Source organism: Helicobacter pylori HUP-B14 (genome assembly GCF_000259235.1).
Classification (GTDB): domain Bacteria; phylum Campylobacterota; class Campylobacteria; order Campylobacterales; family Helicobacteraceae; genus Helicobacter; species Helicobacter pylori_CU.
The window spans coordinates 1,292,475-1,315,609 of the sequence record NC_017733.1 but is presented as its reverse complement, the minus strand read 5'-3'; the positions used below and the strand labels follow the sequence as shown (position 1 = coordinate 1,315,609).

Annotated in this window: 37 protein-coding genes; 31 read left to right on the top strand and 6 right to left on the bottom strand. The window is 41.2% G+C overall.

Translation table 11 applies throughout. The features are described from left to right. Positions 1–6: 6 nt before the first annotated feature. Both azlC and HPB14_RS06365 read left to right on the top strand, forming a co-directional pair. Positions 7–693, top strand: coding sequence for an azaleucine resistance protein AzlC (gene azlC / locus HPB14_RS06370; RefSeq protein WP_001206599.1), 687 nt, complete (start codon positions 7–9; stop codon positions 691–693). Further along, positions 687–1,043: a branched-chain amino acid transporter permease gene (locus HPB14_RS06365; RefSeq protein ID WP_000928571.1), complete on the top strand. Its 357-nt coding sequence runs from the start codon at positions 687–689 to the stop codon at positions 1,041–1,043. Before azlC ends, HPB14_RS06365 begins: the two co-directional genes overlap by 7 nt. Here HPB14_RS06365 and HPB14_RS06360 read toward each other — a convergent pair. The 4 genes from HPB14_RS06360 to crdA are packed head-to-tail and all read right to left on the bottom strand — an operon-like array spanning position 1,024 to position 6,771. Further along, on the bottom strand, positions 1,024–4,146 hold the full coding sequence (locus HPB14_RS06360; protein ID WP_000570479.1) for an efflux RND transporter permease subunit: 3,123 nt from the start codon (positions 4,144–4,146) through the stop codon (positions 1,024–1,026). The two genes, HPB14_RS06365 and HPB14_RS06360, sit on opposite strands and share 20 nt — an antisense overlap. Further along, a complete protein-coding gene (locus tag HPB14_RS06355) occupies positions 4,147–5,154 on the bottom strand; it encodes an efflux RND transporter periplasmic adaptor subunit (RefSeq protein WP_000826028.1) in 1,008 nt (335 codons plus the stop codon). It abuts the gene before it with no gap. Further along, positions 5,151–6,389, bottom strand: a complete 1,239-nt coding sequence (gene crdB / locus HPB14_RS06350) for a copper resistance outer membrane protein CrdB (protein WP_000948076.1) — start codon at positions 6,387–6,389, stop codon at positions 5,151–5,153. Before crdB ends, HPB14_RS06355 begins: the two co-directional genes overlap by 4 nt. A gap of 4 nt (positions 6,390–6,393) precedes the next feature. Beyond that, entirely contained in the window at positions 6,394–6,771 is a 378-nt protein-coding gene (gene crdA / locus HPB14_RS06345; protein WP_000731627.1) for a copper resistance determinant CrdA, read from the bottom strand. A gap of 174 nt (positions 6,772–6,945) precedes the next feature. Between crdA and fumC the strand changes: the two genes are divergently transcribed. The 3 genes from fumC to HPB14_RS06330 are packed head-to-tail and all read left to right on the top strand — an operon-like array spanning position 6,946 to position 9,250. Then, positions 6,946–8,337, top strand: coding sequence for a class II fumarate hydratase (gene fumC, locus HPB14_RS06340; RefSeq protein WP_001160523.1), 1,392 nt, complete (start codon positions 6,946–6,948; stop codon positions 8,335–8,337). Between the two features lie 16 nt (positions 8,338–8,353). Beyond that, positions 8,354–8,605 (top strand): hypothetical protein, encoded by a 252-nt coding sequence (locus HPB14_RS06335; protein WP_041199494.1) that lies wholly within the window; start codon positions 8,354–8,356, stop codon positions 8,603–8,605. Positions 8,606–8,635: 30 nt separating this feature from the next. Then, positions 8,636–9,250, top strand: a complete 615-nt coding sequence (locus HPB14_RS06330; RefSeq protein WP_000600334.1) for a ribonuclease HII — start codon at positions 8,636–8,638, stop codon at positions 9,248–9,250. On the opposite strand, the gene HPB14_RS06325 is transcribed toward HPB14_RS06330, so the two are convergent. Both HPB14_RS06325 and HPB14_RS06320 read right to left on the bottom strand, forming a co-directional pair. Further along, positions 9,224–9,802 carry a hypothetical protein gene (locus tag HPB14_RS06325; RefSeq protein ID WP_001275010.1) on the bottom strand — a complete coding sequence of 193 codons (579 nt, stop codon included), beginning with the start codon at positions 9,800–9,802 and terminating at the stop codon, positions 9,224–9,226. The two genes, HPB14_RS06330 and HPB14_RS06325, sit on opposite strands and share 27 nt — an antisense overlap. Positions 9,803–10,018: 216 nt before the next feature. Next, positions 10,019–11,107 (bottom strand): ATP-binding protein, encoded by a 1,089-nt coding sequence (locus HPB14_RS06320; RefSeq protein ID WP_014658521.1) that lies wholly within the window; start codon positions 11,105–11,107, stop codon positions 10,019–10,021. Between the two features lie 209 nt (positions 11,108–11,316). On the opposite strand from HPB14_RS06320, the gene rpsJ reads away from it, so the two are divergent. From rpsJ to rpsK, 26 genes are all read left to right on the top strand, one after another. Further along, positions 11,317–11,631, top strand: coding sequence for a 30S ribosomal protein S10 (gene rpsJ / locus HPB14_RS06315; protein WP_000411561.1), 315 nt, complete (start codon positions 11,317–11,319; stop codon positions 11,629–11,631). Positions 11,632–11,667: 36 nt separating this feature from the next. Next, the gene (rplC, locus tag HPB14_RS06310) at positions 11,668–12,243 is read left to right on the top strand and encodes a 50S ribosomal protein L3 (RefSeq protein ID WP_000395323.1); all 576 of its coding nucleotides are present in this window, start codon (positions 11,668–11,670) and stop codon (positions 12,241–12,243) included. A gap of 34 nt (positions 12,244–12,277) precedes the next feature. Continuing rightward, the gene (gene rplD, locus HPB14_RS06305) at positions 12,278–12,925 is read left to right on the top strand and encodes a 50S ribosomal protein L4 (RefSeq protein ID WP_000030146.1); all 648 of its coding nucleotides are present in this window, start codon (positions 12,278–12,280) and stop codon (positions 12,923–12,925) included. Between the two features lie 3 nt (positions 12,926–12,928). Then, positions 12,929–13,210, top strand: a complete 282-nt coding sequence (locus HPB14_RS06300) for a 50S ribosomal protein L23 (RefSeq protein WP_000763613.1) — start codon at positions 12,929–12,931, stop codon at positions 13,208–13,210. A gap of 16 nt (positions 13,211–13,226) precedes the next feature. After that, positions 13,227–14,057, top strand: coding sequence for a 50S ribosomal protein L2 (gene rplB / locus HPB14_RS06295; RefSeq protein ID WP_000985790.1), 831 nt, complete (start codon positions 13,227–13,229; stop codon positions 14,055–14,057). Between the two features lie 10 nt (positions 14,058–14,067). Next, complete coding sequence (gene rpsS, locus HPB14_RS06290) at positions 14,068–14,349, top strand: 30S ribosomal protein S19 (protein ID WP_000091385.1); 282 nt, start codon at positions 14,068–14,070, stop codon at positions 14,347–14,349. Between the two features lie 9 nt (positions 14,350–14,358). After that, positions 14,359–14,727, top strand: a complete 369-nt coding sequence (rplV, locus tag HPB14_RS06285) for a 50S ribosomal protein L22 (RefSeq protein WP_000030349.1) — start codon at positions 14,359–14,361, stop codon at positions 14,725–14,727. A 3-nt stretch (positions 14,728–14,730) separates the two neighbouring features. Then, the gene (gene rpsC, locus HPB14_RS06280; protein ID WP_000529981.1) at positions 14,731–15,435 is read left to right on the top strand and encodes a 30S ribosomal protein S3; all 705 of its coding nucleotides are present in this window, start codon (positions 14,731–14,733) and stop codon (positions 15,433–15,435) included. 2 nt (positions 15,436–15,437) lie between these two features. Then, positions 15,438–15,863, top strand: coding sequence for a 50S ribosomal protein L16 (gene rplP / locus HPB14_RS06275; protein WP_000928961.1), 426 nt, complete (start codon positions 15,438–15,440; stop codon positions 15,861–15,863). After that, positions 15,850–16,050 (top strand): 50S ribosomal protein L29, encoded by a 201-nt coding sequence (gene rpmC / locus HPB14_RS06270; protein WP_000877884.1) that lies wholly within the window; start codon positions 15,850–15,852, stop codon positions 16,048–16,050. The genes rplP and rpmC overlap by 14 nt, the downstream gene beginning before the upstream one ends. 13 nt (positions 16,051–16,063) lie before the next feature. Beyond that, positions 16,064–16,324 (top strand): 30S ribosomal protein S17, encoded by a 261-nt coding sequence (rpsQ, locus tag HPB14_RS06265; protein ID WP_001092746.1) that lies wholly within the window; start codon positions 16,064–16,066, stop codon positions 16,322–16,324. A gap of 2 nt (positions 16,325–16,326) precedes the next feature. After that, positions 16,327–16,695, top strand: coding sequence for a 50S ribosomal protein L14 (gene rplN / locus HPB14_RS06260; protein WP_000616110.1), 369 nt, complete (start codon positions 16,327–16,329; stop codon positions 16,693–16,695). Further along, positions 16,695–16,916 carry a 50S ribosomal protein L24 gene (rplX, locus tag HPB14_RS06255; RefSeq protein ID WP_000845538.1) on the top strand — a complete coding sequence of 74 codons (222 nt, stop codon included), beginning with the start codon at positions 16,695–16,697 and terminating at the stop codon, positions 16,914–16,916. The genes rplN and rplX overlap by 1 nt, the downstream gene beginning before the upstream one ends. A gap of 12 nt (positions 16,917–16,928) precedes the next feature. Then, entirely contained in the window at positions 16,929–17,474 is a 546-nt protein-coding gene (gene rplE / locus HPB14_RS06250) for a 50S ribosomal protein L5 (protein ID WP_000467388.1), read from the top strand. 9 nt (positions 17,475–17,483) lie between these two features. Further along, positions 17,484–17,669: a type Z 30S ribosomal protein S14 gene (locus HPB14_RS06245; RefSeq protein ID WP_001085694.1), complete on the top strand. Its 186-nt coding sequence runs from the start codon at positions 17,484–17,486 to the stop codon at positions 17,667–17,669. 9 nt (positions 17,670–17,678) lie between these two features. Continuing rightward, the gene (gene rpsH / locus HPB14_RS06240; RefSeq protein WP_000245805.1) at positions 17,679–18,074 is read left to right on the top strand and encodes a 30S ribosomal protein S8; all 396 of its coding nucleotides are present in this window, start codon (positions 17,679–17,681) and stop codon (positions 18,072–18,074) included. A gap of 10 nt (positions 18,075–18,084) precedes the next feature. Further along, positions 18,085–18,621 carry a 50S ribosomal protein L6 gene (rplF, locus tag HPB14_RS06235; RefSeq protein WP_000086606.1) on the top strand — a complete coding sequence of 179 codons (537 nt, stop codon included), beginning with the start codon at positions 18,085–18,087 and terminating at the stop codon, positions 18,619–18,621. Positions 18,622–18,634: 13 nt separating this feature from the next. Beyond that, the gene (rplR, locus tag HPB14_RS06230) at positions 18,635–18,991 is read left to right on the top strand and encodes a 50S ribosomal protein L18 (protein ID WP_000991872.1); all 357 of its coding nucleotides are present in this window, start codon (positions 18,635–18,637) and stop codon (positions 18,989–18,991) included. Between the two features lie 14 nt (positions 18,992–19,005). Beyond that, the gene (gene rpsE / locus HPB14_RS06225; protein ID WP_001860543.1) at positions 19,006–19,449 is read left to right on the top strand and encodes a 30S ribosomal protein S5; all 444 of its coding nucleotides are present in this window, start codon (positions 19,006–19,008) and stop codon (positions 19,447–19,449) included. Between the two features lie 19 nt (positions 19,450–19,468). Next, positions 19,469–19,870 carry a 50S ribosomal protein L15 gene (gene rplO / locus HPB14_RS06220; RefSeq protein WP_000522177.1) on the top strand — a complete coding sequence of 134 codons (402 nt, stop codon included), beginning with the start codon at positions 19,469–19,471 and terminating at the stop codon, positions 19,868–19,870. A 42-nt stretch (positions 19,871–19,912) separates the two neighbouring features. Beyond that, entirely contained in the window at positions 19,913–21,175 is a 1,263-nt protein-coding gene (gene secY, locus HPB14_RS06215; protein WP_001030180.1) for a preprotein translocase subunit SecY, read from the top strand. Next, positions 21,175–21,936 (top strand): type I methionyl aminopeptidase, encoded by a 762-nt coding sequence (gene map, locus HPB14_RS06210; protein WP_001018125.1) that lies wholly within the window; start codon positions 21,175–21,177, stop codon positions 21,934–21,936. The genes secY and map overlap by 1 nt, the downstream gene beginning before the upstream one ends. Continuing rightward, positions 21,936–22,154, top strand: a complete 219-nt coding sequence (gene infA / locus HPB14_RS06205) for a translation initiation factor IF-1 (protein ID WP_000090248.1) — start codon at positions 21,936–21,938, stop codon at positions 22,152–22,154. Before map ends, infA begins: the two co-directional genes overlap by 1 nt. A 77-nt stretch (positions 22,155–22,231) precedes the next feature. After that, on the top strand, positions 22,232–22,345 hold the full coding sequence (gene rpmJ, locus HPB14_RS06200; protein ID WP_000868339.1) for a 50S ribosomal protein L36: 114 nt from the start codon (positions 22,232–22,234) through the stop codon (positions 22,343–22,345). Positions 22,346–22,348: 3 nt separating this feature from the next. Then, entirely contained in the window at positions 22,349–22,711 is a 363-nt protein-coding gene (rpsM, locus tag HPB14_RS06195) for a 30S ribosomal protein S13 (RefSeq protein ID WP_000090809.1), read from the top strand. A 22-nt stretch (positions 22,712–22,733) separates the two neighbouring features. Then, the gene (gene rpsK, locus HPB14_RS06190) at positions 22,734–23,129 is read left to right on the top strand and encodes a 30S ribosomal protein S11 (RefSeq protein ID WP_001129297.1); all 396 of its coding nucleotides are present in this window, start codon (positions 22,734–22,736) and stop codon (positions 23,127–23,129) included. Positions 23,130–23,135: the final 6 nt, after the last annotated feature.

The window sequence follows — 23,135 nt, the reverse complement described above, 5'->3', positions numbered from 1 at the left end:
TTATTGGTGCGCGAGTTTCTAAAAGCTTTTAAAGACGCTTTCCCTCATACCATTTCTATCTTTTTAGGGTATTTGCTTATGGGAATGACTTTTGGAATGCTTTTAGTCCAGCATGGCTATGATTATAAAGTCGCTCTGTTCATGTCGTTATTCATTTATGCTGGGGCGGTGCAATTTGTAGCGATCACGCTTTTAAGCGTGCAAGCGAGCTTGATGAATGTCGTTATTGTGAGCTTGTTAGTGAATGCGAGGCAGACTTGTTATGCGCTTTCTATGCTAGATCGATTTAAAAACACTAAATGGCGTTTGCCCTATTTAGCGCACGCGCTCACGGATGAAACCTTTGCGCTATTGAATTTATACGCTCCTAAAGAGGGGGTGAGTGAAAAAGACTTCATTTTTAGTATTTCCTTACTCAACCACTCTTATTGGATTTTTGGTTCGTTAGTGGGTTCGTTAGTGGGTTCGCATTTTTCTTTTGACACTCAAGGCATGGAATTTGTGATGACAGCGATTTTTATCGTGCTGTTCATGGAGCAATACAAACGAAACACAAACCACAAAAACGCATGGCTTGGGATTTTTATTGCGGTCGTTTGTTTGGCGCTCTTTGGGACTGAATACTTTTTGCTCATCGCTTTGGTTTTAATGGTGCTTGCCCTCATTGTTTTTAGAAAGCAGTTAGAATGTTAATGCATTCTATACTCATTCTTTTAGTCATCATAATAACGACTTATTTCACGCGCATTTGGCCTTTTATGGTGTTTAACGCTAAAAACCCGCCTAACGACTTTGTGCGTTATTTGGGTAGGGCTTTATCATGCTCAGTGATAGGCATGCTCGTGATCTATTGTTTTAAAGACATTCATGTTTTAAAACCCCCTTATGGGATCAATGAAATCACTGCTTTTTTATCCGTTATCCTTTTGCACCGCATTTTTAAGGTGTTTGTTTTAAGCATCACGCTCCCTACCATTCTTTATATGGTTTTAGTCCAAAGCCATGCGTTAGAAAAGGCTTTTTTTAATATTCATGTTTCCTAACCCTAGCGTTTTTAACCCTAGCGTTTTTAATCACAAAATACGCCGTAGGGATAATAAAAAGCGTTAAAACAACGCTGCTTATCATTCCCCCTAGCATGGGCGCAGCGATGGATTTCATGATTTCACTTCCTGTGCCATGGCTATACATGATAGGAATGAGTGAAGCTAAAATGCTAAAAAAGGTCATCAGCTTGGGCCTTACCCTAAGCACCGCCCCATGCATGATAGCTTCTTTTAAGGCGGTAGTCGTCTGCTCTTTTAAGGGGGTTTTGATGAATTTTTGAAACGCGTCTTCTAAATAAATAATCATCACAATAGCCGTTTCACTCGCTACCCCTAAAAGGGCTAAAAAGCCCACTAGTGCCGCCACGCTCATGTTAAAGCCCATGAGATTCATAAAAATTAACCCCCCCAAAAACGCAAAAGGCAGAGTGAAAAAGCATAATAAGGAATTAGTGAGATTCTTTAAAGCAAAGACAATTAAAATAAAAATGATAAAAACGCTCACCGGCACGATGTATTGCAAGGTTTTAAACGCTTCTTCTAAATACTGGCTTTCGCCGCTAAATTCATAATAATACCCGCTAGGCAATTGGATTTTTTCTAGCGTTTTTTGAGCCAGTTGCCTGTAAGTATCAGAGCTGATACCATTTTGCGGCACGATATAGATAAAATTCACGTTCAAACCCTTTTCGCTTTTTAGCACCGCCGGCGAATTGTCGTAATACACATGGGCTAATTCCCTTAAAGGCATGTAATTGTAAGCGGTTTTGATGTAGAGGTTTTTTAATTTTTCAATGGTGTCTCTATCGGTGTCTTCTAAGCGTAAAGAAATAGGGTAGCTTTCTACGCCTTTAATCATGGTAGTGAGCGTGGCTCCACCCAGAGCGAATTTAATCGCATCTAACACGGCGTTTTTATTGATACCATAACGAGCTAAATTTTCATCGTTCAAATCCAGCGTGATGTAGTAGCCGTTATTGGATCGCTCGGCAAAGACGGACAAGCTTTCTTTTAGGGTTTTGAGCTGTTGTTCCATAAGGATCGCCAATTCTTGCAATTTGTCCGTGTCGTTACCATAGAGCTTGATGCCTAGGGGCGTTCTAATGCCGGTTAAGAGCATGTCCGTCCTGCCACGAATGGGGTAAGTCCATGAATTAGTCAAGCCTTTTAATTGCAGGGTTTTTTCCAATTTGTCCCTAACTTCTTTATAGCTGAGCTTTTCTTTCCATTCGTTTTGTGGCTTTAATTCAATGTAGGTTTCTATCATTCCTAATCCGGCGGCATCGGTGCTGGTGTTAGCGCGCCCCACTTTACCAAAAACCTGTTTGACAAAATCCAGTTGCTTGATAGCGGCATTACTTTTTTTCAAATATTCTAAAGCGGTGTCAATGCCCACGCCATTAAGCGTTACTGGCATATACATGATTACCCCTTCATTGATTTGGGGGATAAATTCCCAATTAAGTTTTTTATACGCTACATACAAGCCCCCTAAACCCACAACGCTCGCTATCAAAAAAGCGTATCTGAATTTAAGCACAACCTTCAAACTCGCACCATAAATTTTAATGAAAAAAGCGTTAATGGGGTTTTTAGATTCTTCTAAAATCCGCCCTTTAATGAGCCATACCATTAAAATAGGGACTATCGTAATAGAAAGCAGCGCTCCTACTAGCATGGCAAAGGTTTTGGTGTAAGCTAAAGGGGCAAAAAGCTTTTCTTCTTGACCGGTGAGCGCAAAAATTGGCAAGAAAGAAACCACAATGATCATTAAAGCAAAAAATATCGCGCCCCCCACATGCTTAACCCCTTGCATGATAGCATTAACCCTTTGAATATTGTCTTTCGTATCAATGTGTTGCAGATGCTTGTGAGCGTTCTCTACCATCACAATCGCCGCATCCACCATCGCCCCTATAGCGATCGCAATGCCCCCTAAACTCATAATACTCGCTTCAATATTGAAATAACGCATGAGCAAGAAACTGATGCACACGCTTAAAGGCAGAGTGATAATCACCACTAAAGCGCTCCTGAAATGCAGTAAAAAAATCGCAATAATGATTAACACAATGACGCTTTCTTCTATGAGCGTGTGGATCAAATTGTCAATGCCTTTTTCAATCAATTCGCTCCTGTCATACACGCTGGTGATTTTCACATCAGGATTACTCGCTTGTAAGGTGGCGATTTTTTCTTTAATGGCTTTAAGCACCTTATAGGTGTCAGCGTGATAGCGCACCATAACAATCCCCCCCACCACTTCCTTATCGCCATTAAGGTTGGCAGCCCCTCTGCGTGGTTTTGGCGTTAGCCTAACGCTGGCTATATCTTTGATTTTTAAAGGGATAGCCCCTTCTTTTTTAACCACAATTTCTTCTAAATCCTTCAAAGATTGGATATAGCCATGCGATCTTATGATTTTTTCAAACCCGTTTTCTAAAATAACCCCCCCACCGGTATCGTTATTGGAATTTTTAATCGCGTTAGCGACTTGCTCCAAACTCAAGTTATAACGGATCAAAGAATCGTTTTGAAGTGTTACTTCATAATCCTTCACAAAACCCCCCACGCTTGCGACCTCACTCACCCCATCAACCCCTAAAAGCGCATAGCGGTAATAGAAATCTTGCAAGACTTTCAAATCGCTTAAATTCTTGTTGCCGCTAGATAATGCGTATTGATACGCCCAGCCAATAGAAGTGGAATCGCTCCCTATTTCCACTTTAGCGTCCTTAGGGAGATTGCTCACTCGGTTTAATTGCTCTAAAACCCTATCCCTAGCCCAATACAAATTGACGCCGTCTTTAAAGATGATGTAAATCAAGCCGCTTTCATAGCTAGAAATCCCTCTAACCGTGTCAATGTTAGCGATACTCATGAAAGTAGAAACTAGCGGGTAAGTAACCTGCTCTTGCACGATTTTAGGGCTTTGATTGGGGTAAGTGATTTGCACGACCACTTGAGCGGGGCTTAAATCCGGCAAAGCGTCTAAACGAACGCTTTTTACCGCCCACAAAGAGGCTAAAAAAATGAGTAGAGTGACTAAAGTGGTAAGGAGTTTGTTTTTAACGCTTAAATCAATGATTTTTTCTATCATTCAATAATCCCCATTGTTTTGAGCGTCAGCGTCTAGCACGAATAAAGCGTTATTAGCCACTTCTTCGCCCGCTTTTAAACCCTCTAAAATTTCATAACTCCCATCGCTCAAGCGGACGGCTTTAATTTCTAACGGGCTTAAGCCAAAATCATCTTTTTTAAACACGATAGCTTTCCCCCCCTTAATCAAAACCGCTTCTTTAGGCAAAATCTTCATTTTTTGTGGTTTTTGAAAGATTTCTACTTGAGCGAACATGTTAGGGTAATAAAGCTGTTTAACATTAGGCACATTGAAGCGCGCTTCTAGCATTTTATCTTCTTTGTTTATGATGGGGTTGATGTTTTCAAGCGTGATTTCTTGCTCGCCTTTAATCCCTTCTACGAACAAAATCGCTTGATGCGTGTTTTTTAAAAACTCTAAATCCTCTTGATTGACTTTAACAAGCGCCCACAATTGGCTTAAATCTATGATTTGAAACAGCTCTTGCCCTTTTTTAAAAAAGCTCCCCTCATTGAGATCCGGGCTTTTTTTAAAAATAACGCCGTTGAAACGAGAGTAAATAGTGATTGCATTTTGAACCTTGTGGCTGCTGATGATTTTTTCAATGCTAAAGTTTTCTAGCCCTAGTAGTTTTAATTTTTCTTTAATCGCTCCCACTTGCTGGTTGAATTTTAATGATGATAACAGTTCGCTTTGAACGCCCGCTAATTCAGGGGAATACACGCTCAATAGTCTATCGCCCTTTTTAATGGGGGTATAGGTTTTATTCGCATAAAGCTTTTCCACATAGCCATCAAAACGCAGGGTTTGAGAAAAAATCAGCGCTTCATTAGGCTCTAAAATCGCATAATAGCGCCGGCTTTGGGCAAATTCTTTTTCTATAACCTTAGTGGTGGAAATATTAAAACGGGTTTGGCTTTTCATTTCTTTAGTTTCTTTAATTTCTTGAGCGTTAGCGCATGAGAGGCTAAAAAATAAAATCAAGGCGAATAATAAAAGCCGTTTCATTCTAATCCTTTAAGGTTTTGTAAAGACAAATAAGCGCTATTTAGAGCGCTCAAGGTTTCAAGCTGGGTGATTTGGATAGTGATTTTGTCGTTAAAAGCGTTGTAATAAGCGTTGTAATCGCCATTAGATTTCAAATCAAGCGCATAAATTTGCGCGATTTTTTCATTCTGTTTGATGATTTTATTGATCGATTCTAGGTTTTTTTGCAAGGTTTCTAATTTTTTAAGGAGTTTTAGGGCCAGGTGGTGGGTTTTGTTTTTGGTGTTTTCCACTTCGCTTTTAAACACCAAGCTTTCTTTTTTCTTCTGCTCCACTAATTTAGCCTGCTTGCCATAAAGGGGCAAAGGGATAGACAAAGCGACGCTAAACATGTCGTAGTTATAGTATTGTTTGGAGCGGAAATAATACACCCCGGTAACATTCACGTCTTCTAAAAAGCTTTTTTTAGCCAAAGTGATGTCTTTTTGCGCTTTTTCTTCATCAAGCCTAGCGATCGCAATATCGTAATTAGTGGCGTTAATGTTATACAGCTCTTGCTCCTTATTAAATTCAAAATTTTTAGGGGCAATGCTTAAAATCTCGTTTTCTTTAAAAGTCAATTCGCCCATGGAATAATGGCTATTGGACAAGGCTTCTTCTAAATTGTTTTTTTTGATTTCTAATTGCGATTTTAAAATTTCTAGCTTGGCGATCGCTATTAAATCGGGCGAACTGGAATGGTTGGCTTGATAAAGGGTGTTTTCTAAATTTTTAATCGCTGTGTTTAAAAGCTCTATTTCTTGTTGGTTTTTATAATTTTCAATGCCATTTATCATTAAATTAATCACCAATTGCTGCTTGGTTTTTTTAAGCTCTAATATCTTTTTTTGCTTTTCTAAGTTAATCATTTTAGATTGCGTGAGTTTTTTACCATTTAAATCCACTTTTTGAGACAAACCCAAGCTCATGTTTTGCATTAAGGTGCTATCCAGCCTGAAAAAGTCGCTCACGTTAGCGTTGTTATAGCCTAAATACAAAATAGGGTTATCCCATTTGCTAACGACTTTTTCTTGAGAACTTAAAGCGTCAATTTGCTCTTGTAAGGCTTGTATTTTTTGATTTTTAGAAAGGTATTTAGCCACAAAAGATTGGATCTCTAAATCTTTAGCAAACCCCAAACTAAAAAGCAGTAACAAGGCTGTTAAAAGGCGTATTGAAACGCCCCTTTTATCAAACGCGCTTATAAAAGACAGCATGTGCTTATAAATCCAGGCTTGTTTTAGCGCGATAAACTTGGCCCTCTTTGGATTTAATATCCACCCTAACCTGCCATGTCCCGTTCATAGAAAGATTGGTTTTCGCTTCATAAAGGCCGTTTTTTTCACTCACTTGCGCCATTTCTTTCATCGCTGGCATGCCGGGCATTTCAGGCATCATAAACTGCACCCTAACGATAGCTTTTTCTAAAGCCTTACCTTTTAAAGTGGGGCTAAGCACAAAAGTGTTATCGCCTTTAATGGGGTTACCCACGGATTTGATTTTCACTTCCAAGTCATTGGCTTTTAGGGTTTGCTCCCATGCGTTTAAGCTCATAACCCCCAACACGCTTACTAAAAATAAAGCGGCTAACTTTTTCATCGTTTTGACCTTTAAATTAAGATAACAAGAAAATTCTTGTTGCGGACGAATGATAACCCTCTTTTGTGTAAAAATTGTGGAAATGGTGTTTAAAAAATTAAGGTTTTTAAGTAGAAGGTATAAGAGTTTATGCTATTTTTTTAAGGTTTTAAAATCAAATTTCAAAGGATTAGTATGCAATTTAGGATTGAACATGACACGATGGGCGAAATCAAAGTAAATGATAGCCAATACTGGGGGGCTCAAACGCAACGCAGTCTTGAAAACTTTAAGATCGGCACTGAAAAAATGCCTAAAGAACTCATTGGCGCGTTTGCCAAACTCAAAAGGAGTCTGGCGGTTGTCAATCACAAGTTAGGGAAATTAAGCCTGGAAAAATCGCAAGCCATTATCAAGGCATGCGATTGCATTTTAAAAGGCGAGTTGTGCGGCGAATTCCCGTTGGCGATATGGCAAACAGGGAGCGGGACTCAAACGAACATGAACCTCAATGAAGTCATTGCCAATAAGGCTACAGAAATTTTAGGGGGTAATTTTAGGGAGAAAAAACTCATCCACCCTAACGATGATGTGAACATGTCTCAAAGCTCCAACGACACTTTCCCTACCGCAATGCATATTGTGAGCGTGCTAGAAATCACGCACAAACTACTGCCTAGTTTAGAGAATCTGTTAAAAACTTTTAAAGACAAAAGCCAACAATTTAAAGAGATTGTCAAAATCGGGCGCACGCATTTGCAAGACGCCACGCCTTTAACTTTGGGGCAAGAATTTAGCGGGTATGCGAGCATGTTAGAGCATTCTAAACAACAAATTTTAGAGAGTTTGGAGCATTTAAGGGAATTAGCCATAGGCGGGACGGCCGTAGGCACCGGGCTAAACGCTCATAAAGAATTGAGTGAAAAAGTGGCTGAAGAATTGAGCCAGTTTAGCGGCGTGAAATTCGTCTCTGCGCCCAATAAATTCCATGCGCTCACTAGCCATGACGCTATCGCTTATGCGCATGGGGCTTTTAAGGCTTTAGCGGCGAATTTAATGAAAATCGCTAACGATATTAGATGGCTTGCGAGCGGGCCGCGCTGTGGTCTGGGCGAGCTTAATATCCCTGAAAACGAGCCGGGCAGTTCTATTATGCCCGGTAAAGTCAACCCCACGCAATGCGAAGCGATGACCATGGTGGCCGTGCAAGTGATGGGGAATGATACCGCTATTGGCATTGCGGCCAGTCAGGGTAATTTTGAATTGAACGTGTTCAAGCCGGTGATCATTTATAATTTCTTGCAAAGTTTAAGGCTATTGGGCGACAGCATGGAAAGTTTCAATATCCATTGCGCGAGCGGTATTGAGCCTAACAAAGAAAAAATTGATTATTACTTGCACCATTCTTTAATGCTAGTAACCGCCCTAAACCCGCATGTAGGCTATGAAAACGCCGCTAAAATCGCTAAAAACGCCCACAAAAAAGGCATTTCTTTAAAAGAAAGCGCGCTGGAACTGAAACTCTTGAGCGCTGAAGATTTTGACCAATTCGTGGTGCCTGAAAAGATGATCGGGCCTAAGGCTTAAAACCTTGGGCGGGTGCGTGAGATGTGAAAAAGCCACTCATAGCAAAGAGATTCGTAAGATCTTAAAAGAAGCGTTGCATGGCAATAAAGATTCGAATCTTTATTTGGAATCTGGAAGCAAGCATGCCAAGCTAACTGATGGGGCGAATCATTTGACCATCCTCTCATCGCCAGGCGACAGAAAAAGCGTGAAAAACTTTGAAAAAGAATTAACAGAGTTTATTAAGAAGCTAAGAGGAAACAGGATAACGCATGGAGCGTGTGAGTAGGAATTTTGATACCGGTTTGGTTGCGTAAAAATGATTTTAGGCATTGATGAAGCAGGGAGGGGGTGTTTGGCCGGTTCGCTTTTTGTGGCTGGAGTGGTGTGCAGTGAAAAAACAGCCTTAGAATTTCTAAAAATGGGCCTTAGGGATAGCAAGAAGCTCAGCCCCAAAAAGCGCTTTTTCTTAGAAGATAAAATCAAAACGCATGATGAGGTCAAGTTTTTCGTGATTAAAAAAAGCGCAAATGAAATTGATAACTTAGGCTTAGGGGCGTGTTTGAGGCTCGCTATTGAAGAAATTTTAGAAAATGGTTGCTCTTTAGCTAATGAAATAAAAATAGATGGCAACACGGCGTTTGGCTTGAACAAACGCTACCCTAATATACAAACCATCATCAAGGGCGATGACAAAGTCGCTCAAATCGCTATGGCGTCTGTTTTGGCGAAAGCTGCTAAGGACAGAGAAATGCTAGAACTGCACGCTTTGTTTAAGGAATACGGCTGGGATAAGAATTGCGGGTATGGGACTAAGCGGCATATAGAAGCGATCATTAAGCTAGGGGCTACGCCCTTTCATCGGCATAGCTTCACGCTTAAAAACCGCACCTTAAACCCCAAACTCTTAGAGGTGGAACAACGCCTTATTTAAAACGGCGCTGAGATGGGTAGCGCTCGCTGAAGAAAGACTGATGCGTTTGGCTTTAAAGTGAGCGATTAAGTCTTCAGGCTGAATGAAAGGGAATTGCACCATGACATACACACGATGATTTGTGGTATCCACGAACCTTTTAGCCAAAATGGATTTAGAGGTTAAAAAATCAACAAGCCCGAATAAAAGGCTGATAGCGTTATTTTTAACTTGAAGCGCTTTAACAATGCGATGGCGCATTTTAGTGATTAAAACGCTTTCTAACGAGCTGTAAGCGTTCATTCTGGCCCTTAAAAGAGCGATTTCTTCAGCGTTCTTTTCAGGGGGCAATTTGTCATCATAGGGGATGTAATCGGCGTAAAAATCGTTCCTTTTACCAAAAATTGAAGCCGATCCGACATATTGATTGGGCGGGTTCTTTTCTTTAAAAAGATTGATTTCAAGCCAATCAGGATAGTTAATCGTGTCCTTTAAATGATTAGCATGCGCTGTTTGAGCGAAGAGGCCTAGGGATAACAAGGCACAGAAACTTAATTTCTTCAATGCGCTCATTATAGCTTCCTTTCTATAAAAAAATGTCCTACGCTTTTAGGGTAGGTGGGTATTTCTCAAAAAGGAGAAATACTGGGATAGCTTATAGCGAGTTAGCTTAAGAAAAGATAAAAAATATTAAATAATCAATTAAAAATTTTAGTAATAATATTTAATACATAAATACATAAATACATAAATACATAAATACATAAATACATAAATACATAATAACTATTATACCAAAATAGATTGAATATCCAAAGAAAAATCAATGAAATTAAGGTGTTTGTAGGGGGGATTAGTTGCTGAAATAGGGGCGTTGATAGAAACTACCACGATATTTAAAAACCCATGCTCATGGCACCAAGAAAGCTGTTTTTCTAAAAAATGGGGCGTGGGGAAAGCGTGGGCGATGAGAGCGAGCTTGTTGGTAGAATTTTCGCGCAAGATAAAAATCCCGTTATCATGGGAGTAAAGCTCATGGCTGGGGAATTGCTTGTAAAGCTCTAAAAAAACCATGTTTTCAAAAACGCTTAAAAGCGAGGGGCTGGGAGTCAGGCTATAAGGCAAGGCAAAATCGCACAAATACAATTTAGTTTTATGGTTTTCAAAATCAGGGACTAAAAAAAGGATGCGTTGTTTTTCTAGCGCGTGTAACAATTTATAAAGGGTGTCTTTAGAAATTTTCAGCTCTTTTTTGAGTTGCGTATAAAGATAAAAAGCGCTCACAAACTTAGACTGATGCGCGCAGATTTTAGCCATTAAGGGGGCGTAAGCTTGAAAGATTAATTGAATATTTTCTTGTTTTTTTAGGATTTTTTCTTGCTCGTTTTCTATAAAAAGCGAATCTAAAGCGTTGCCGTCTCTTAAAAAGCGGTTAAACAGAGTGTTTTTAGGGGTGTTGGGCTTGAAAAAGCGAGTGTATTCTTTAAAACTCAACCCTAACGCATAGCATAAGCTAAAATGGGGTGCTGTTATGGGGCTTAAACAATTAGGGATAAGAATGATTTTGGGAAGCTTAGGCAGGCTGAAATCCAAGCGCTCTATATTGTCTAAAATGAGCAAGTCCATTTTCTTTTCTAAATGCCATTTTAAAAGCCACGAGCTTAAAATATTTTGGTTCAAACGCATGTCGTTGTAATTGAGATACACAGGGTTTTTAAAATCCTTCGCTAGTTTGAGGGCGAAAGTGGTTTTACCGGATTTCATCGGCCCTAAAAGACAGATTTTATCGCTTGAAGGTGCCTTTGAAAGCGGGTTGTTTAAGGCCGGCTCTTTAGGGGTTTCAAAAGGCCCAAAAGGGTGTAAGCAAGAAAGGGGCATGAACTTCCTTACAAAGGGGATTGGATTAAGACAATCGTAGCGCATTTTTTTATATTTCCTTATAAAAAGGAAGTAAAAATCTCTAAAAAGCCCTAAAAATAGCAAAAGTTATTGACTAAATGGCGCATTTTGAGTAGTATTTCAGTTTTTATTTTATTGTTTTATTCTGTTTTGAGTAACGAATGAAACGAGTTCTTTTAGGAGAGTTTATGGAAAAAATCAGGTTGAAGCTCAAAGCTTATGACCATAGAGTGTTGGATCGCTCTGTTGTGGCTATCGTGGAAGCCGTAAAGCGCTCAGGTTCTGAAATTAGAGGGCCTATCCCTTTACCGACTAAGAATAAGCGTTACACCGTTTTACGCTCCCCGCATGTCAATAAGGATTCAAGAGAGCAGTTTGAGATTAGGGTTTATAGCCGGTTGATTGATATTATCTCGGCCACCCCAGAAACCGTGGATAGCTTGATGAAGTTGGATTTAGCTCCTGAAGTGGATGTAGAAGTAACTTCTATGGAAACGAAGTAGTCCTAACGCATTGAGATCATAAAATAAGGGTTAGATATGGAATTTTTAGTTCAAAAGATAGGCATGAGCCGCACGATTGATGCTAACAGCACGCCTGTAACCTTGCTTAAAGTCTTGCAAGCGAAAGTGTGCCAGCTAGAAAACGGGAAAGCTTTGGTGGCCTATGCGATGCATAAAAAACACAATAAGGCGATTGAAGGCCAGCAAAAGAAATACCAACTCAGTAAAGAGTTTAACCATTTCGCTACCTTAAAAGCTTCCCAACAACAAGAGTTGGGCGATTTGGATTTGAGCGCTTTAGAAACGCTTAAAAGGGTTAAAGCGAGCTTTAAAACGAAGGGAAGAGGCTTTGCGGGGGTGATGAAGCGTTGGAATTTCCAAGGCGGGCCTGCAGCGCATGGGAGTCGATTCCACCGCCGCCCTGGTTCTATTGGTAATAGAGAATGGCCAGGAAGAGTGCAAAAGGGTAGGAAAATGGCAGGGCATTATGGCAATGAGCTAGTTACTTGCCAAAACGAGGTGCTCTCTTTTGATAAAGAAAGTATGGTGTTAGTGCTAAAGGGTTCAGTGGCCGGCTTTTCTGGGGCTTATGGACGCATTAGAGCGGTATAAAACCATACATTGAATATAATATAAAGGGTTTGATATGAGTAAGGCCATCGTTTTAGACAGCCATTTGAAAGAAAAGGGTAGCGTGGAGTTACCTAAAAGATATGAGGGCATTAACAGCCATAACCTCTATCTTTATGTGAAACATTATTTATCTTCTGCGCGCGCTAATACCGCTAAAAGTAAAAACCGCGCTGAAGTGAGCGGGGGCGGTAGGAAGCCTTGGGCGCAAAAAGGAGGCGGGAGAGCCAGAGCAGGGAGCATCACTTCGCCTGTGTTTGTCGGTGGGGGTGTCTCTCATGGGGCTACGAATAAGCGCAACTACAACCTTAAAATCAATAAAAAACAAAAACGCTTGGCTTTAGAATACGCTTTAGAAGAAAAAGCGCAAGCGAATAAGCTTTTTGTGGTGGAAAAAATCGCTATAAAAGGCGTGGTTGAAGACAATAAAAGAAAGCATTTGACTAAAGAAGCCAACCAAATGTTTCAGGCTTTAGAGCAACGAGACACTTTGTTTGTGTGCATGAACATGGACGAATACACCGAGTTAGCCTTTAGCAACCTTAAAAAATGCCTTGTTATTGATGTGAGCGAGTTAAACGCTTATCTTTTAGCGGCGTTTAGCTCTGTGGTGATGGAAGAAGCGGCGTTTCAGTATGTGGTGCAAGATAAGACAGAGGAGTAAAAAATGGCAGACATCATGGATATAAAGTCAATTCTTTACACTGAAAAGTCATTAGGATTGCAAGAAAAAGGTGTTTTAGTGGTCCAAACGGCTCAAAATGTAACCAAAAACCAGCTCAAAGAAGTGTTTAAAACTTACTTTGGCTTTGAGCCTTTGAAAATCAATTCTTTGAAACAAGAGGGTAAGGTGAAACGCTTTAGAGGGAAGCTTGGACAAAGAAAGTCGTTTAAGAAATTTTATGTGAAAGTTCCAGAGGGCGCTAGCATTGCCGCCCTTGGCGCTTAAGAAAGGAGAAAGCGTTATGGCGATTAAAACTTATAAGCCCTACACCCCAAGCAGACGCTTCATGTCGGTGTTGGACTCTAAAGACATTACCGCAAAAAGCAGTGTTAAAGGCTTACTCACTAAGCTTAAAGCGACAGCAGGGAGAAACAATAACGGGCACATCACCAGCCGCCACAAAGAGAGAGGGGCTAAAAAACTCTATCGCATTATTGATTTCAAACGCAACAAATACAATATTGAAGGGAAAGTGGCTGCGATTGAGTATGATCCTTACAGAAACGCGCGCATCGCTCTTGTAGTCTATCCTGATGGGGACAAACGCTATATTTTACAGCCAAGCGGTTTGAAAGTGGGCGATAGCGTTATCGCTGCTGAAAGCGGTTTGGATATTAAAGTGGGCTTTGCGATGAAGTTGAAAAATATCCCTATAGGAACGGTGGTGCATAACATTGAAATGCATCCGGGGGCTGGCGGGCAATTAGCCAGAAGCGCTGGGATGAGCGCTCAAATCATGGGTAGGGAAAATAAATACACCATTCTTAGGATGCCAAGCTCTGAAATGCGCTACATTTTAAGCGAATGCATGGCGAGTGTTGGCGTGGTAGGGAATGAGGATTTTATCAATGTCTCTATCGGTAAGGCAGGGCGTAACCGCCATAGAGGCATTCGCCCACAAACTCGTGGTAGCGCGATGAACCCAGTGGATCACCCGCATGGTGGGGGTGAGGGTAAAACAGGGACAAGCGGTCATCCTGTATCGCCTTGGGGCACTCCAGCTAAGGGCTATAAAACTAGAAAGAAAAAAGCTAGCGACAAGCTCATCATTTCCAGAAAGAAACATAAATAAAGGTTAAAGAATGTCTAGGTCAATTAAAAAGGGTCCTTTTATAGACGACCACTTGATGAAAAAAACGCTCAAGGCAAAAGAGGGTAAGGATAACCGCCCGATTAAAACATGGTCTAGAAGAAGCACCATTTTGCCTGAAATGATTGGTTTTACTTATAATGTGCATAATGGCAGGGTTTTTGTCCCTGTGTATATCACAGAAAACCATGTGGGTTATAAGTTAGGGGAATTCGCTCCTACAAGAACTTTTAAAGGGCACAAAGGCAGTGTCCAAAAAAAGATTGGCAAGTAAGGGGGTAGAATGAGTAAAGCGTTATTAAAATTTGTGCGTTTATCTCCTACTAAAGCCAGATTGATTGCAAGACAGATTCAAGGCATGAACGCTGAATTAGCGATCGCTAGTTTGGAATTTACGCCCAATAAAGCGGCCAGAGTGCTTTCAAAAGTGGTGGCTTCTGCGGTCGCTAACGGCTCTTTAGACGCCAAGAGCGCTCTGATTGTTTCTTGCAGAGTGGATGCTGGCCCTGTGCTTAGGCGCTCCATTCCAAGGGCTAAAGGCAGAGCCACAGCCATTAGAAAGCCAACATCTCATGTATTCGTAGAAGTAGCAGAAGGGAAAGAAATGAAATCTTCTAAAAGCCATAAAAAAAATCAAGCAGAAGGTAAGTAGGGCATGGGACAAAAAGTTAATCCGGTAGGTTTGAGATTAGGTATTAATAGGAATTGGACTTCCAGATGGTTCCCTAGCGCTCGCACCGCTCCAAGCAATATTGATGAAGACAATAAGATTAGGAAATTCCTTAAAAAAGAGCTTTATTATGCCGGCGTGAGCGAGATTGTGATTGAAAGAGCGGCTAAAAAACTGCGCGTTACGGTCGTAGCGGCTCGCCCAGGACTTATCATTGGTAAAAAAGGCGTGGATATTGAAAAAGTCAAAGAAGGCCTAAAAACGCTCATCAAAAAAGAAGTCTCCATTAATATTAAAGAAGTCAAACGCCCCCAAGCTGACACCCAATTAGCCGCAGAAAATGTAGCCACCCAACTAGAAAAAAGGGTCGCTTTCCGCCGCGCGATGAAAAAGGTCATGCAAGCGGCGTTAAAATCCGGCGCTAAAGGGATTAAGGTGCGCGTTTCTGGCCGTTTAGCAGGGGCTGAAATCGCTCGCACCGAATGGTATATGGAAGGGCGCGTGCCTTTACACACTTTAAGGGCTAAAATTGATTATGGCTTTGCTGAAGCGATGACGGTATATGGTATTATTGGCGTGAAAGTGTGGATTTTCAAAGGGGAAGTTTTGCAAAAAGGCATCCAATTTGAGAAAAAAGAAGAGGCTAAAGAAGAAAGAGAGCCTAGAAGAAGCAGAAGAGGGAGGCAATAATCATGTTAATGCCAAAAAGAACAAAATACAGAAAGCAAATGAAAGGGCGCAATCGTGGGAAAGCCCATCGTGGCAATTCCATTGCGTTTGGGGATATTGCGATTAAAGCCATAGAGCATGGGAGGATTGATTCACGCCAGATTGAATCCGCAAGGGTGGCTATGACAAGGCACATTAAAAGAGCGGGTAAGGTGTGGATTAGAGTATTTCCCGATAAGCCTTTGACCGCTAAACCTTTAGAAACCAGGATGGGTAAAGGTAAAGGCTCTGTGGAAAAATGGGTGATGAATATCAAGCCGGGCAGAATCGTTTATGAAATGCTAGGCATTGAAGAAGGACTAGCGAGAGAAGCTTTAGCACTAGCTCAGAGCAAACTTCCTTTTAAAACCAAAATTGTAACTTGTGAGAGCGAAAATGAAATATACTGAATTGAAAGATAAAAGTATCAAGGAATTAGAAGAGTTGTTGCATGCTAAGAAAGCGGAGCTTTTTGAGTTGCGCGTTAAATTAAAGGCTATGCAATTGAGTAATCCTAACGAGATTAAGAAAGCCAGAAGAAATATCGCTCGCATTAACACGGCCATTAATGCACATTATTCTTCTAGCGTTGAGTAAAAAAGGGTAAGCAATGAATACGAAAGAGCCGCATAAGAGGCTAGTGCAAGGCAAGGTTATCAGCAAGTTTGCTGAAAAAAGCGCTGTGATTCTTGTGGAAAGAAAAGTGGTGCATGAAAAATACCGCAAGATTGTTAAAAAATTCAAAAAATACACTATCCATGATGAAAACAATCAGGTGAAAGTAGGGGATTTTGTGAGCGCGATTGAGTGCAGACCGCTTTCTAAAACCAAGTCTTTCACGCTTAAAGAAATTTTAGTAGTGGGAGTATAAGCATGATACAGAGTTTTACAAGATTGAATGTCGCTGACAATAGCGGCGCTAAAGAAATCATGTGCATTAAGGTGTTAGGAGGCAGTCATAAGCGCTATGCGAGTGTGGGTAGCGTGATTGTGGCTTCCGTGAAAAAAGCTATCCCTAATGGTAAGGTGAAACGCGGTCAAGTCGTCAAAGCCGTTGTGGTGAGAACGAAAAAAGAAATCCAAAGGAAAAATGGTTCTTTGGTGCGTTTTGATGACAACGCGGCAGTGATCTTGGACGCTAAAAAAGATCCTGTTGGCACAAGGATTTTTGGACCAGTGAGCCGAGAAGTGCGTTACGCTAATTTCATGAAAATTATTTCTCTAGCGCCGGAGGTTGTATAATGAAAACCGAAATCAAAAAAAATGACATGGTGAAAGTCATTGCAGGAGACGATAAGGGTAAGGTCGCTAAGGTTTTAGCGGTGTTGCCTAAGACTTCTCAAGTCATTGTTGAAGGGTGTAAGGTGGTGAAAAAAGCGATTAAACCTACTGATGATAACCCTAAAGGAGGCTTTATCCATAAAGAAAAGCCCATACACATTTCCAATGTGAAGAAAGCCTAAGGAGTTGGATACATGTTTGGTTTGAAACAATTTTATCAAAATGAAGTGAGAACAAAACTCGCTCAAGAATTAGACATCAAAAACCCCATGCTTTTGCCCAAGCTAGAAAAAATCGTTATCAGCGTGGGCGCTGGGGCTCATGCAAAAGACATGAAAATCATGCAAAATATCGCGCAAACGATTTCTTTGATTGCAGGGCAAAAAGCGGTTATCACTAAAGCGAAAAAATCCGTTGCAGGCTTTAAGATCAGAGAAGGCATGGCGGTAGGGGCGAAAGTTACCTTAAGGAATAAACGCATGTATAATTTCTTAGAAAAGCTGATTGTGATTTCGTTACCCAGAGTGAAAGACTTTAGAGGGATTTCACGAAATGGTTTTGATGGGCGTGGGAATTACACCTTTGGGATCAATGAGCAGTTGATTTTCCCGGAAGTGGTTTATGATGATATTATGGTCAGTCATGGCATGAACATCACTATGGTAACTTCTACGGACAACGATAAAGAAGCGTTCAAGTTGTTAGAATTGCTTGGATTGCCTTTTGCAAAAGTGAGATAAGGGGTTAATATGGCTAAAAAATCAATGATAGCAAAGGCTCAAAGGAAACCAAAATTCCAAGTAAGGGCTTATACCAGATGCCGCATTTGTGGGAGACCTCATTCGGTTTATAGGGATTTTGGGCTTTGTAGGGTGTGCCTTAGAAAAATGGGCAGTGAGGGACTCATCCCAGGCTTGAGAAAAGCCAGTTGGTAAGGATAAGATATGGTAAATGATATAATAGCAGATTCATTGACTCGTTTGAGAAACGCTTCTATGCGTCGCTTAGAATTCACACAGCTTTATTACGCAAAGATCGTGGTTTCTATTTTAGAGATTTTTAAAGAAAAAGGTTTCATTAAAGATTTCAATGTCAAAGATAAAGACAAGAAACAATCGGTTTATGTGCAATTGGCTTATGATGAAAAAGGGCATTCAAAAATCAGCGAAGTGAAGCGCTTAAGCAAGCCTGGTCGTCGTGTGTATAAGCAAAAAAACGAGTTGAAGCGCTTTAAAAATGGCTATGGCGTGATTGTGGTAAGCACTTCTAAAGGGGTGATCACCAACGAAGAAGCTTACAGACAAAATGTCGGTGGCGAAGTGCTTTGCAGCATTTGGTAAAGGATTGAAAATGTCAAGAATTGGGAAAAGAATCATTGAAATTCCAAGCTCTGTGCAAGCGAGCGTTGAAGGGAGCAAGCTTCTTTTTAAAAACAGCAAAGAAAAGCATGAGTTAGAAACTCACAACCGCGTGAAAATCACGCTTGAAAACAACCAATTGAGCTTCCAGCCTGTGGGCGAAGACGCGCAGTCTAGAGCTTATTGGGGGACTTATGGGGCGTTAGCCAACAACATTGTAACAGGCTTAAGCACTGGCTTTAGTAAGACTTTAGAAGTCAATGGCGTGGGCTATAAGGTGGCTTTGGGCAATAAAACTTTGGATTTGAGTTTGGGTTTTAGCCACCCGGTGAAATACCCCATTCCAGCAGGGATTGAAATGGTGGTGGAAAAAAACACGATCACTATCAAAGGGAGCGATAAGCAACAAGTAGGGCAAGTCGCCGCTAAAATCAGGAGCTTCAGGCCCCCAGAGCCATACAAGGGCAAGGGCGTGAAATACAGCAATGAAGTCATTATTAGAAAAGCTGGTAAAACAGCTAAAAAATAAATAAGGTGGAGTGATGAACGCAAAAGCATTGTATAAAAAGAAAGCCTTAAGGGATCGCCGAAAATTAAGGATTAAAAGCAAACTCTTGGGCGATAATTTAAGACCTAGGGTGAGCGTTTTTCGTTCGAATCGCTATTTCTATGCGCAAGCGATTGATGATGTTAAACAAAGCACCATAACGCATATTGATGGCAGGAAAATGGGCTTTAAAAACACGCAAGAAGACGCTAAAAAATTAGGCGCTCTCTTTGCTGAAGAATTGAAAAAAGCAGGGATTGAGCGAGCGGTTTATGACAGGAATGGTTACCTCTATCATGGCGTGGTGGCAGCGTTTGCTGAAAGCTTGAGAGAGAATGGGATCGCTCTATGACAGAAAGGAAAGGTATGGAAGAGATTAACAGAGAAGAGTTTCAAGAAGTCGTCGTGAATATTGGCCGTGTAACCAAAGTGGTTAAGGGCGGTAGGCGTTTTCGTTTTAACGCTTTAGTGGTTGTGGGCAATAAAAATGGGCTTGTAGGCTTTGGTTTAGGCAAGGCTAAAGAAGTCCCTGATGCGATTAAAAAAGCGGTAGATGATGCGTTTAAAAACTTAATCCATGTAACGATTAAAGGCACGACTATCGCTCATGACATTGAACATAAATACAACGCGAGCCGTATTTTACTCAAACCGGCAAGTGAGGGAACGGGAGTGATTGCTGGGGGTTCAACGCGCCCTATCGTGGAATTAGCAGGCATTAAGGATATTCTCACCAAATCTTTAGGCTCCAACAACCCCTATAATGTGGTGCGCGCGACTTTTGACGCTTTAGCGAAAATCAAGGCGTAGTTAAAAAGGAGATATGATAATGGGATTAGAAAATTTAAAACCGGCTAAAGGTAGCGTTAAGAAAATCAAACGAGTGGGCCGTGGTCAAGGAAGCGGCATGGGAAAGACGGCCACAAGGGGCGGTAAAGGTCAAACCGCAAGGACAGGCTATAAGGCTAAAAGAGGCTTTGAAGGGGGGCAGCAACCCTTACAACGCCGTTTGCCTAAAATAGGTTTTAGGACTAAAGATTCTCATGTCTATTCTATCAATGTGGAAAAGAATGAAGCGATTAAAAATTTAGAAGAAATCACTTTTTCAAGCTTGCGCGCTTTACACCATTTCCCCCTTTATATTGAAGGCGTGAAATTGATCGGTAAAGACGCTAAAAACCTAGCTTCTAAAATTAAAGATGAGAGAATCAAAACAAGCGGGCAGAAGTAATGCCCCTATTGTATCAGCTTGATTTAAGAGGAATAAGTTATTATGAATAAAGCTATTGCTAGTAAGATACTCATCACTTTGGGTTTTTTATTTCTCTACAGAGTCTTAGCTTATATCCCCATTCCTGGCGTAGATTTAGCAGCGATCAAGGCTTTTTTTGACAGCAATTCCAACAACGCTTTGGGGTTGTTTAACATGTTTAGCGGGAATGCGGTTTCTCGCTTGAGCATCATCTCTTTGGGTATCATGCCCTATATCACTTCTTCCATTATCATGGAGCTTTTGAGCGCGACTTTCCCCAACTTAGCTAAAATGAAAAAAGAGCGAGACGGCATGCAAAAATACATGCAAATCGTGCGCTATTTGACCATTTTAATCACCCTAATCCAAGCGGTGAGCGTTTCAGTGGGCTTAAGGAGCATTAGTGGAGGAGCCAATGGAGCGATCATGATTGATATGCAAGTCTTTATGATCGTTTCAGCGTTTTCTATGCTTACAGGGACGATGCTACTCATGTGGATAGGGGAGCAAATCACGCAAAGGGGCGTGGGGAATGGGATTAGCCTTATTATTTTTGCCGGGATTGTTTCAGGGATCCCATCAGCTATTTCAGGCACATTCAATTTGGTCAATACGGGCGTGATCAATATCTTAATGCTCATTGGTATTGTGCTGATTGTTTTAGCGACTATTTTTGCGATCATCTATGTGGAATTAGCTGAGCGCAGAATCCCTATTTCTTATGCACGTAAAGTGGTGATGCAAAACCAGAACAAGCGCATCATGAATTACATTCCCATTAAGTTGAATTTAAGCGGGGTGATCCCCCCTATTTTCGCTTCAGCTCTGCTCGTGTTCCCTTCTACGATCTTACAGCAAGCCACAAGCAACAAAACCTTGCAAGCGATTGCGGATTTTTTAAGCCCGCAAGGGTATGCGTATAATATTTTGATGTTCTTACTCATTATCTTTTTTGCTTACTTTTATTCTTCTATCGTGTTCAATTCTAAGGATATTGCGGATAATTTGAGGCGTAATGGCGGGTATATTCCAGGGCTTAGGCCTGGAGAGGGGACTTCATCGTTTTTGAATGCTGTAGCGAGTAAGCTCACTTTGTGGGGTTCATTGTATTTAGCGCTCATTTCTACCGTGCCTTGGATTTTGGTTAAGGCTATGGGCGTGCCTTTTTATTTTGGAGGCACGGCGGTGCTGATTGTGGTTCAAGTCGCTATTGACACCATGAAAAAGATTGAAGCGCAAATTTATATGAGCAAGTATAAAACTTTAAGCGCGGTAGGCTTTTAATGGCGATCTCTATTAAAAGCCCAAAAGAAATCAAAGCTCTAAGAAAAGCCGGGGAATTAACCGCTCAAGCGTTAGCCCTTTTAGAGCGAGAAGTAAGGCCTGGGGTTTCACTTTTAGAGTTGGATAAAATGGCTGAAGATTTTATCAAATCCTCGCATGCTAGGCCTGCTTTTAAGGGGCTGTATGGTTTCCCCAACTCGGTGTGCATGTCCTTAAATGAGGTGGTTATTCATGGCATTCCTACGGATTATGTTTTACAAGAAGGGGATATTATAGGCTTGGATTTGGGGGTGGAGGTGGATGGCTATTATGGCGATTCAGCCCTCACGCTTCCCATAGGCGCGATAAGCCCGCAAGATGAAAAATTGCTCGCTTGCTCTAAAGAGAGCTTGATGCATGCCATTAATTCAATTAGAGTGGGCATGCATTTTAAAGAGTTGAGTCAGATTTTAGAGGGCGCTATTGTAGAAAGGGGCTTTGTGCCTTTGAAAGGATTTTGCGGGCATGGCATTGGTAAAAAACCCCATGAAGAGCCAGAAATCCCAAACTACCTAGAAAAAGGCGTCAAAGCTAATAGCGGCCCTAAAATCAAAGAGGGCATGGTATTTTGCTTAGAGCCTATGGTGTGTCAAAAACAAGGCGAGCCTAAAATACTAGCGGATAAGTGGAGCGTGGTTTCAGTGGATGGGCTTAACACAAGCCACCATGAGCATACTATCGCCATAGTTGGCAATAAAGCAGTGATTCTTACGGAGCGTTAATGGCAAGAGATGATGTTATAGAAGTGGATGGGAAAGTGATTGAGGCGTTGCCTAACGCCACTTTTAAGGTGGAGTTAGACAATAAGCATGTGGTGTTGTGCCGTATTTCTGGAAAGATGCGCATGCACTATATTAGGATTGCTTTAGGCGATAGGGTCAAGCTAGAGCTTACGCCCTATAGCTTAGACAAGGGTCGGATAACTTTTAGATATAAATAATTTAAGGGTTATTTCAATGAAAATATGTTAGTATAAAAGTTTTTAGTAGTGCCTAATTTTTTCAAAGGAGAAAAATCATGAAAGTCAGGCCATCAGTGAAAAAGATGTGCGATAAGTGCAAAATCATTAAAAGAAGGGGCGTTATTAGAGTGATCTGCGCTACCCCTAAACACAAACAAAGACAAGGATAAAGCATGGCAAGGATTGCTGGTGTGGATTTACCAAAAAAGAAGAGAGTAGAGTATGCCCTTACCTATATTTATGGGATTGGGCTTAAGAGTTCTAGAGAGATTTTAGAAGCGGTAGGCATTTCTTTTGACAAACGCGTGCATGAATTGAGCGAAGATGAAGTGTCTAGTATCGCTAAAAAAATCCAACAAAGCTACTTAGTAGAGGGCGATTTGCGTAAAAAAGTTCAAATGGATATTAAATCCTTAATGGACTTAGGGAATTATCGTGGGATCAGGCATCGTAAGGGTCTTCCTGTGAGAGGCCAAACCACCAAAAATAACGCTAGGACTCGTAAGGGTAAGAAAAAAACCGTGGGCAGCAAGTAGCGGATAAGGAGATGATGATTTAATGGCTAAGAGAAATGTAGTGGCTAAAAAGAAAGTAGTCAAAAAGAATATTGCGAGAGGGGTTGTTTATATTTCAGCGACCTTTAACAACACCAATATCACGATCACTGATGAAATGGGCAATGTGATTTGCTGGAGCACGGCGGGCGGTTTAGGGTTTAAAGGCTCTAAAAAATCCACCCCTTATGCGGCCCAACAAGCTGTAGAAAGTGCTCTAAGCAAGGCTAAAGAGCATGGCGTTAAAGAAGTGGGCATTAAGGTTCAAGGGCCAGGCAGTGGGCGTGAGACCGCTATTAAGAGCGTGGGCGCGACAGAGGGCGTTAAAGTGCTTTGGATTAAAGACATCACCCCGCTCCCTCATAATGGTTGCAGACCCCCTAAAAGAAGAAGAGTGTAAGGAGGC

Excerpts from the sequence above, each read along its gene's own strand:
- HPB14_RS06365 (WP_000928571.1), top strand. The coding sequence starts at position 687 with ATGTTAATGCATTCTATACTCATTCTTTTAGTCATCATAATAACGACT.
- HPB14_RS06360 (WP_000570479.1), bottom strand. The coding sequence starts at position 4,146 with ATGATAGAAAAAATCATTGATTTAAGCGTTAAAAACAAACTCCTTACC.
- HPB14_RS06355 (WP_000826028.1), bottom strand. The coding sequence starts at position 5,154 with ATGAAACGGCTTTTATTATTCGCCTTGATTTTATTTTTTAGCCTCTCA.
- crdB (WP_000948076.1), bottom strand. The coding sequence starts at position 6,389 with ATGCTGTCTTTTATAAGCGCGTTTGATAAAAGGGGCGTTTCAATACGC.
- crdA (WP_000731627.1), bottom strand. The coding sequence starts at position 6,771 with ATGAAAAAGTTAGCCGCTTTATTTTTAGTAAGCGTGTTGGGGGTTATG.
- fumC (WP_001160523.1), top strand. The coding sequence starts at position 6,946 with ATGCAATTTAGGATTGAACATGACACGATGGGCGAAATCAAAGTAAAT.
- HPB14_RS06330 (WP_000600334.1), top strand. The coding sequence starts at position 8,636 with ATGATTTTAGGCATTGATGAAGCAGGGAGGGGGTGTTTGGCCGGTTCG.
- HPB14_RS06325 (WP_001275010.1), bottom strand. The coding sequence starts at position 9,802 with ATGAGCGCATTGAAGAAATTAAGTTTCTGTGCCTTGTTATCCCTAGGC.
- HPB14_RS06320 (WP_014658521.1), bottom strand. The coding sequence starts at position 11,107 with ATGCCCCTTTCTTGCTTACACCCTTTTGGGCCTTTTGAAACCCCTAAA.
- rpsJ (WP_000411561.1), top strand. The coding sequence starts at position 11,317 with ATGGAAAAAATCAGGTTGAAGCTCAAAGCTTATGACCATAGAGTGTTG.
- rplC (WP_000395323.1), top strand. The coding sequence starts at position 11,668 with ATGGAATTTTTAGTTCAAAAGATAGGCATGAGCCGCACGATTGATGCT.
- rplD (WP_000030146.1), top strand. The coding sequence starts at position 12,278 with ATGAGTAAGGCCATCGTTTTAGACAGCCATTTGAAAGAAAAGGGTAGC.
- HPB14_RS06300 (WP_000763613.1), top strand. The coding sequence starts at position 12,929 with ATGGCAGACATCATGGATATAAAGTCAATTCTTTACACTGAAAAGTCA.
- rplB (WP_000985790.1), top strand. The coding sequence starts at position 13,227 with ATGGCGATTAAAACTTATAAGCCCTACACCCCAAGCAGACGCTTCATG.
- rpsS (WP_000091385.1), top strand. The coding sequence starts at position 14,068 with ATGTCTAGGTCAATTAAAAAGGGTCCTTTTATAGACGACCACTTGATG.
- rplV (WP_000030349.1), top strand. The coding sequence starts at position 14,359 with ATGAGTAAAGCGTTATTAAAATTTGTGCGTTTATCTCCTACTAAAGCC.
- rpsC (WP_000529981.1), top strand. The coding sequence starts at position 14,731 with ATGGGACAAAAAGTTAATCCGGTAGGTTTGAGATTAGGTATTAATAGG.
- rplP (WP_000928961.1), top strand. The coding sequence starts at position 15,438 with ATGTTAATGCCAAAAAGAACAAAATACAGAAAGCAAATGAAAGGGCGC.
- rpmC (WP_000877884.1), top strand. The coding sequence starts at position 15,850 with ATGAAATATACTGAATTGAAAGATAAAAGTATCAAGGAATTAGAAGAG.
- rpsQ (WP_001092746.1), top strand. The coding sequence starts at position 16,064 with ATGAATACGAAAGAGCCGCATAAGAGGCTAGTGCAAGGCAAGGTTATC.
- rplN (WP_000616110.1), top strand. The coding sequence starts at position 16,327 with ATGATACAGAGTTTTACAAGATTGAATGTCGCTGACAATAGCGGCGCT.
- rplX (WP_000845538.1), top strand. The coding sequence starts at position 16,695 with ATGAAAACCGAAATCAAAAAAAATGACATGGTGAAAGTCATTGCAGGA.
- rplE (WP_000467388.1), top strand. The coding sequence starts at position 16,929 with ATGTTTGGTTTGAAACAATTTTATCAAAATGAAGTGAGAACAAAACTC.
- HPB14_RS06245 (WP_001085694.1), top strand. The coding sequence starts at position 17,484 with ATGGCTAAAAAATCAATGATAGCAAAGGCTCAAAGGAAACCAAAATTC.
- rpsH (WP_000245805.1), top strand. The coding sequence starts at position 17,679 with ATGGTAAATGATATAATAGCAGATTCATTGACTCGTTTGAGAAACGCT.
- rplF (WP_000086606.1), top strand. The coding sequence starts at position 18,085 with ATGTCAAGAATTGGGAAAAGAATCATTGAAATTCCAAGCTCTGTGCAA.
- rplR (WP_000991872.1), top strand. The coding sequence starts at position 18,635 with ATGAACGCAAAAGCATTGTATAAAAAGAAAGCCTTAAGGGATCGCCGA.
- rpsE (WP_001860543.1), top strand. The coding sequence starts at position 19,006 with ATGGAAGAGATTAACAGAGAAGAGTTTCAAGAAGTCGTCGTGAATATT.
- rplO (WP_000522177.1), top strand. The coding sequence starts at position 19,469 with ATGGGATTAGAAAATTTAAAACCGGCTAAAGGTAGCGTTAAGAAAATC.
- secY (WP_001030180.1), top strand. The coding sequence starts at position 19,913 with ATGAATAAAGCTATTGCTAGTAAGATACTCATCACTTTGGGTTTTTTA.
- map (WP_001018125.1), top strand. The coding sequence starts at position 21,175 with ATGGCGATCTCTATTAAAAGCCCAAAAGAAATCAAAGCTCTAAGAAAA.
- infA (WP_000090248.1), top strand. The coding sequence starts at position 21,936 with ATGGCAAGAGATGATGTTATAGAAGTGGATGGGAAAGTGATTGAGGCG.
- rpmJ (WP_000868339.1), top strand. The coding sequence starts at position 22,232 with ATGAAAGTCAGGCCATCAGTGAAAAAGATGTGCGATAAGTGCAAAATC.
- rpsM (WP_000090809.1), top strand. The coding sequence starts at position 22,349 with ATGGCAAGGATTGCTGGTGTGGATTTACCAAAAAAGAAGAGAGTAGAG.
- rpsK (WP_001129297.1), top strand. The coding sequence starts at position 22,734 with ATGGCTAAGAGAAATGTAGTGGCTAAAAAGAAAGTAGTCAAAAAGAAT.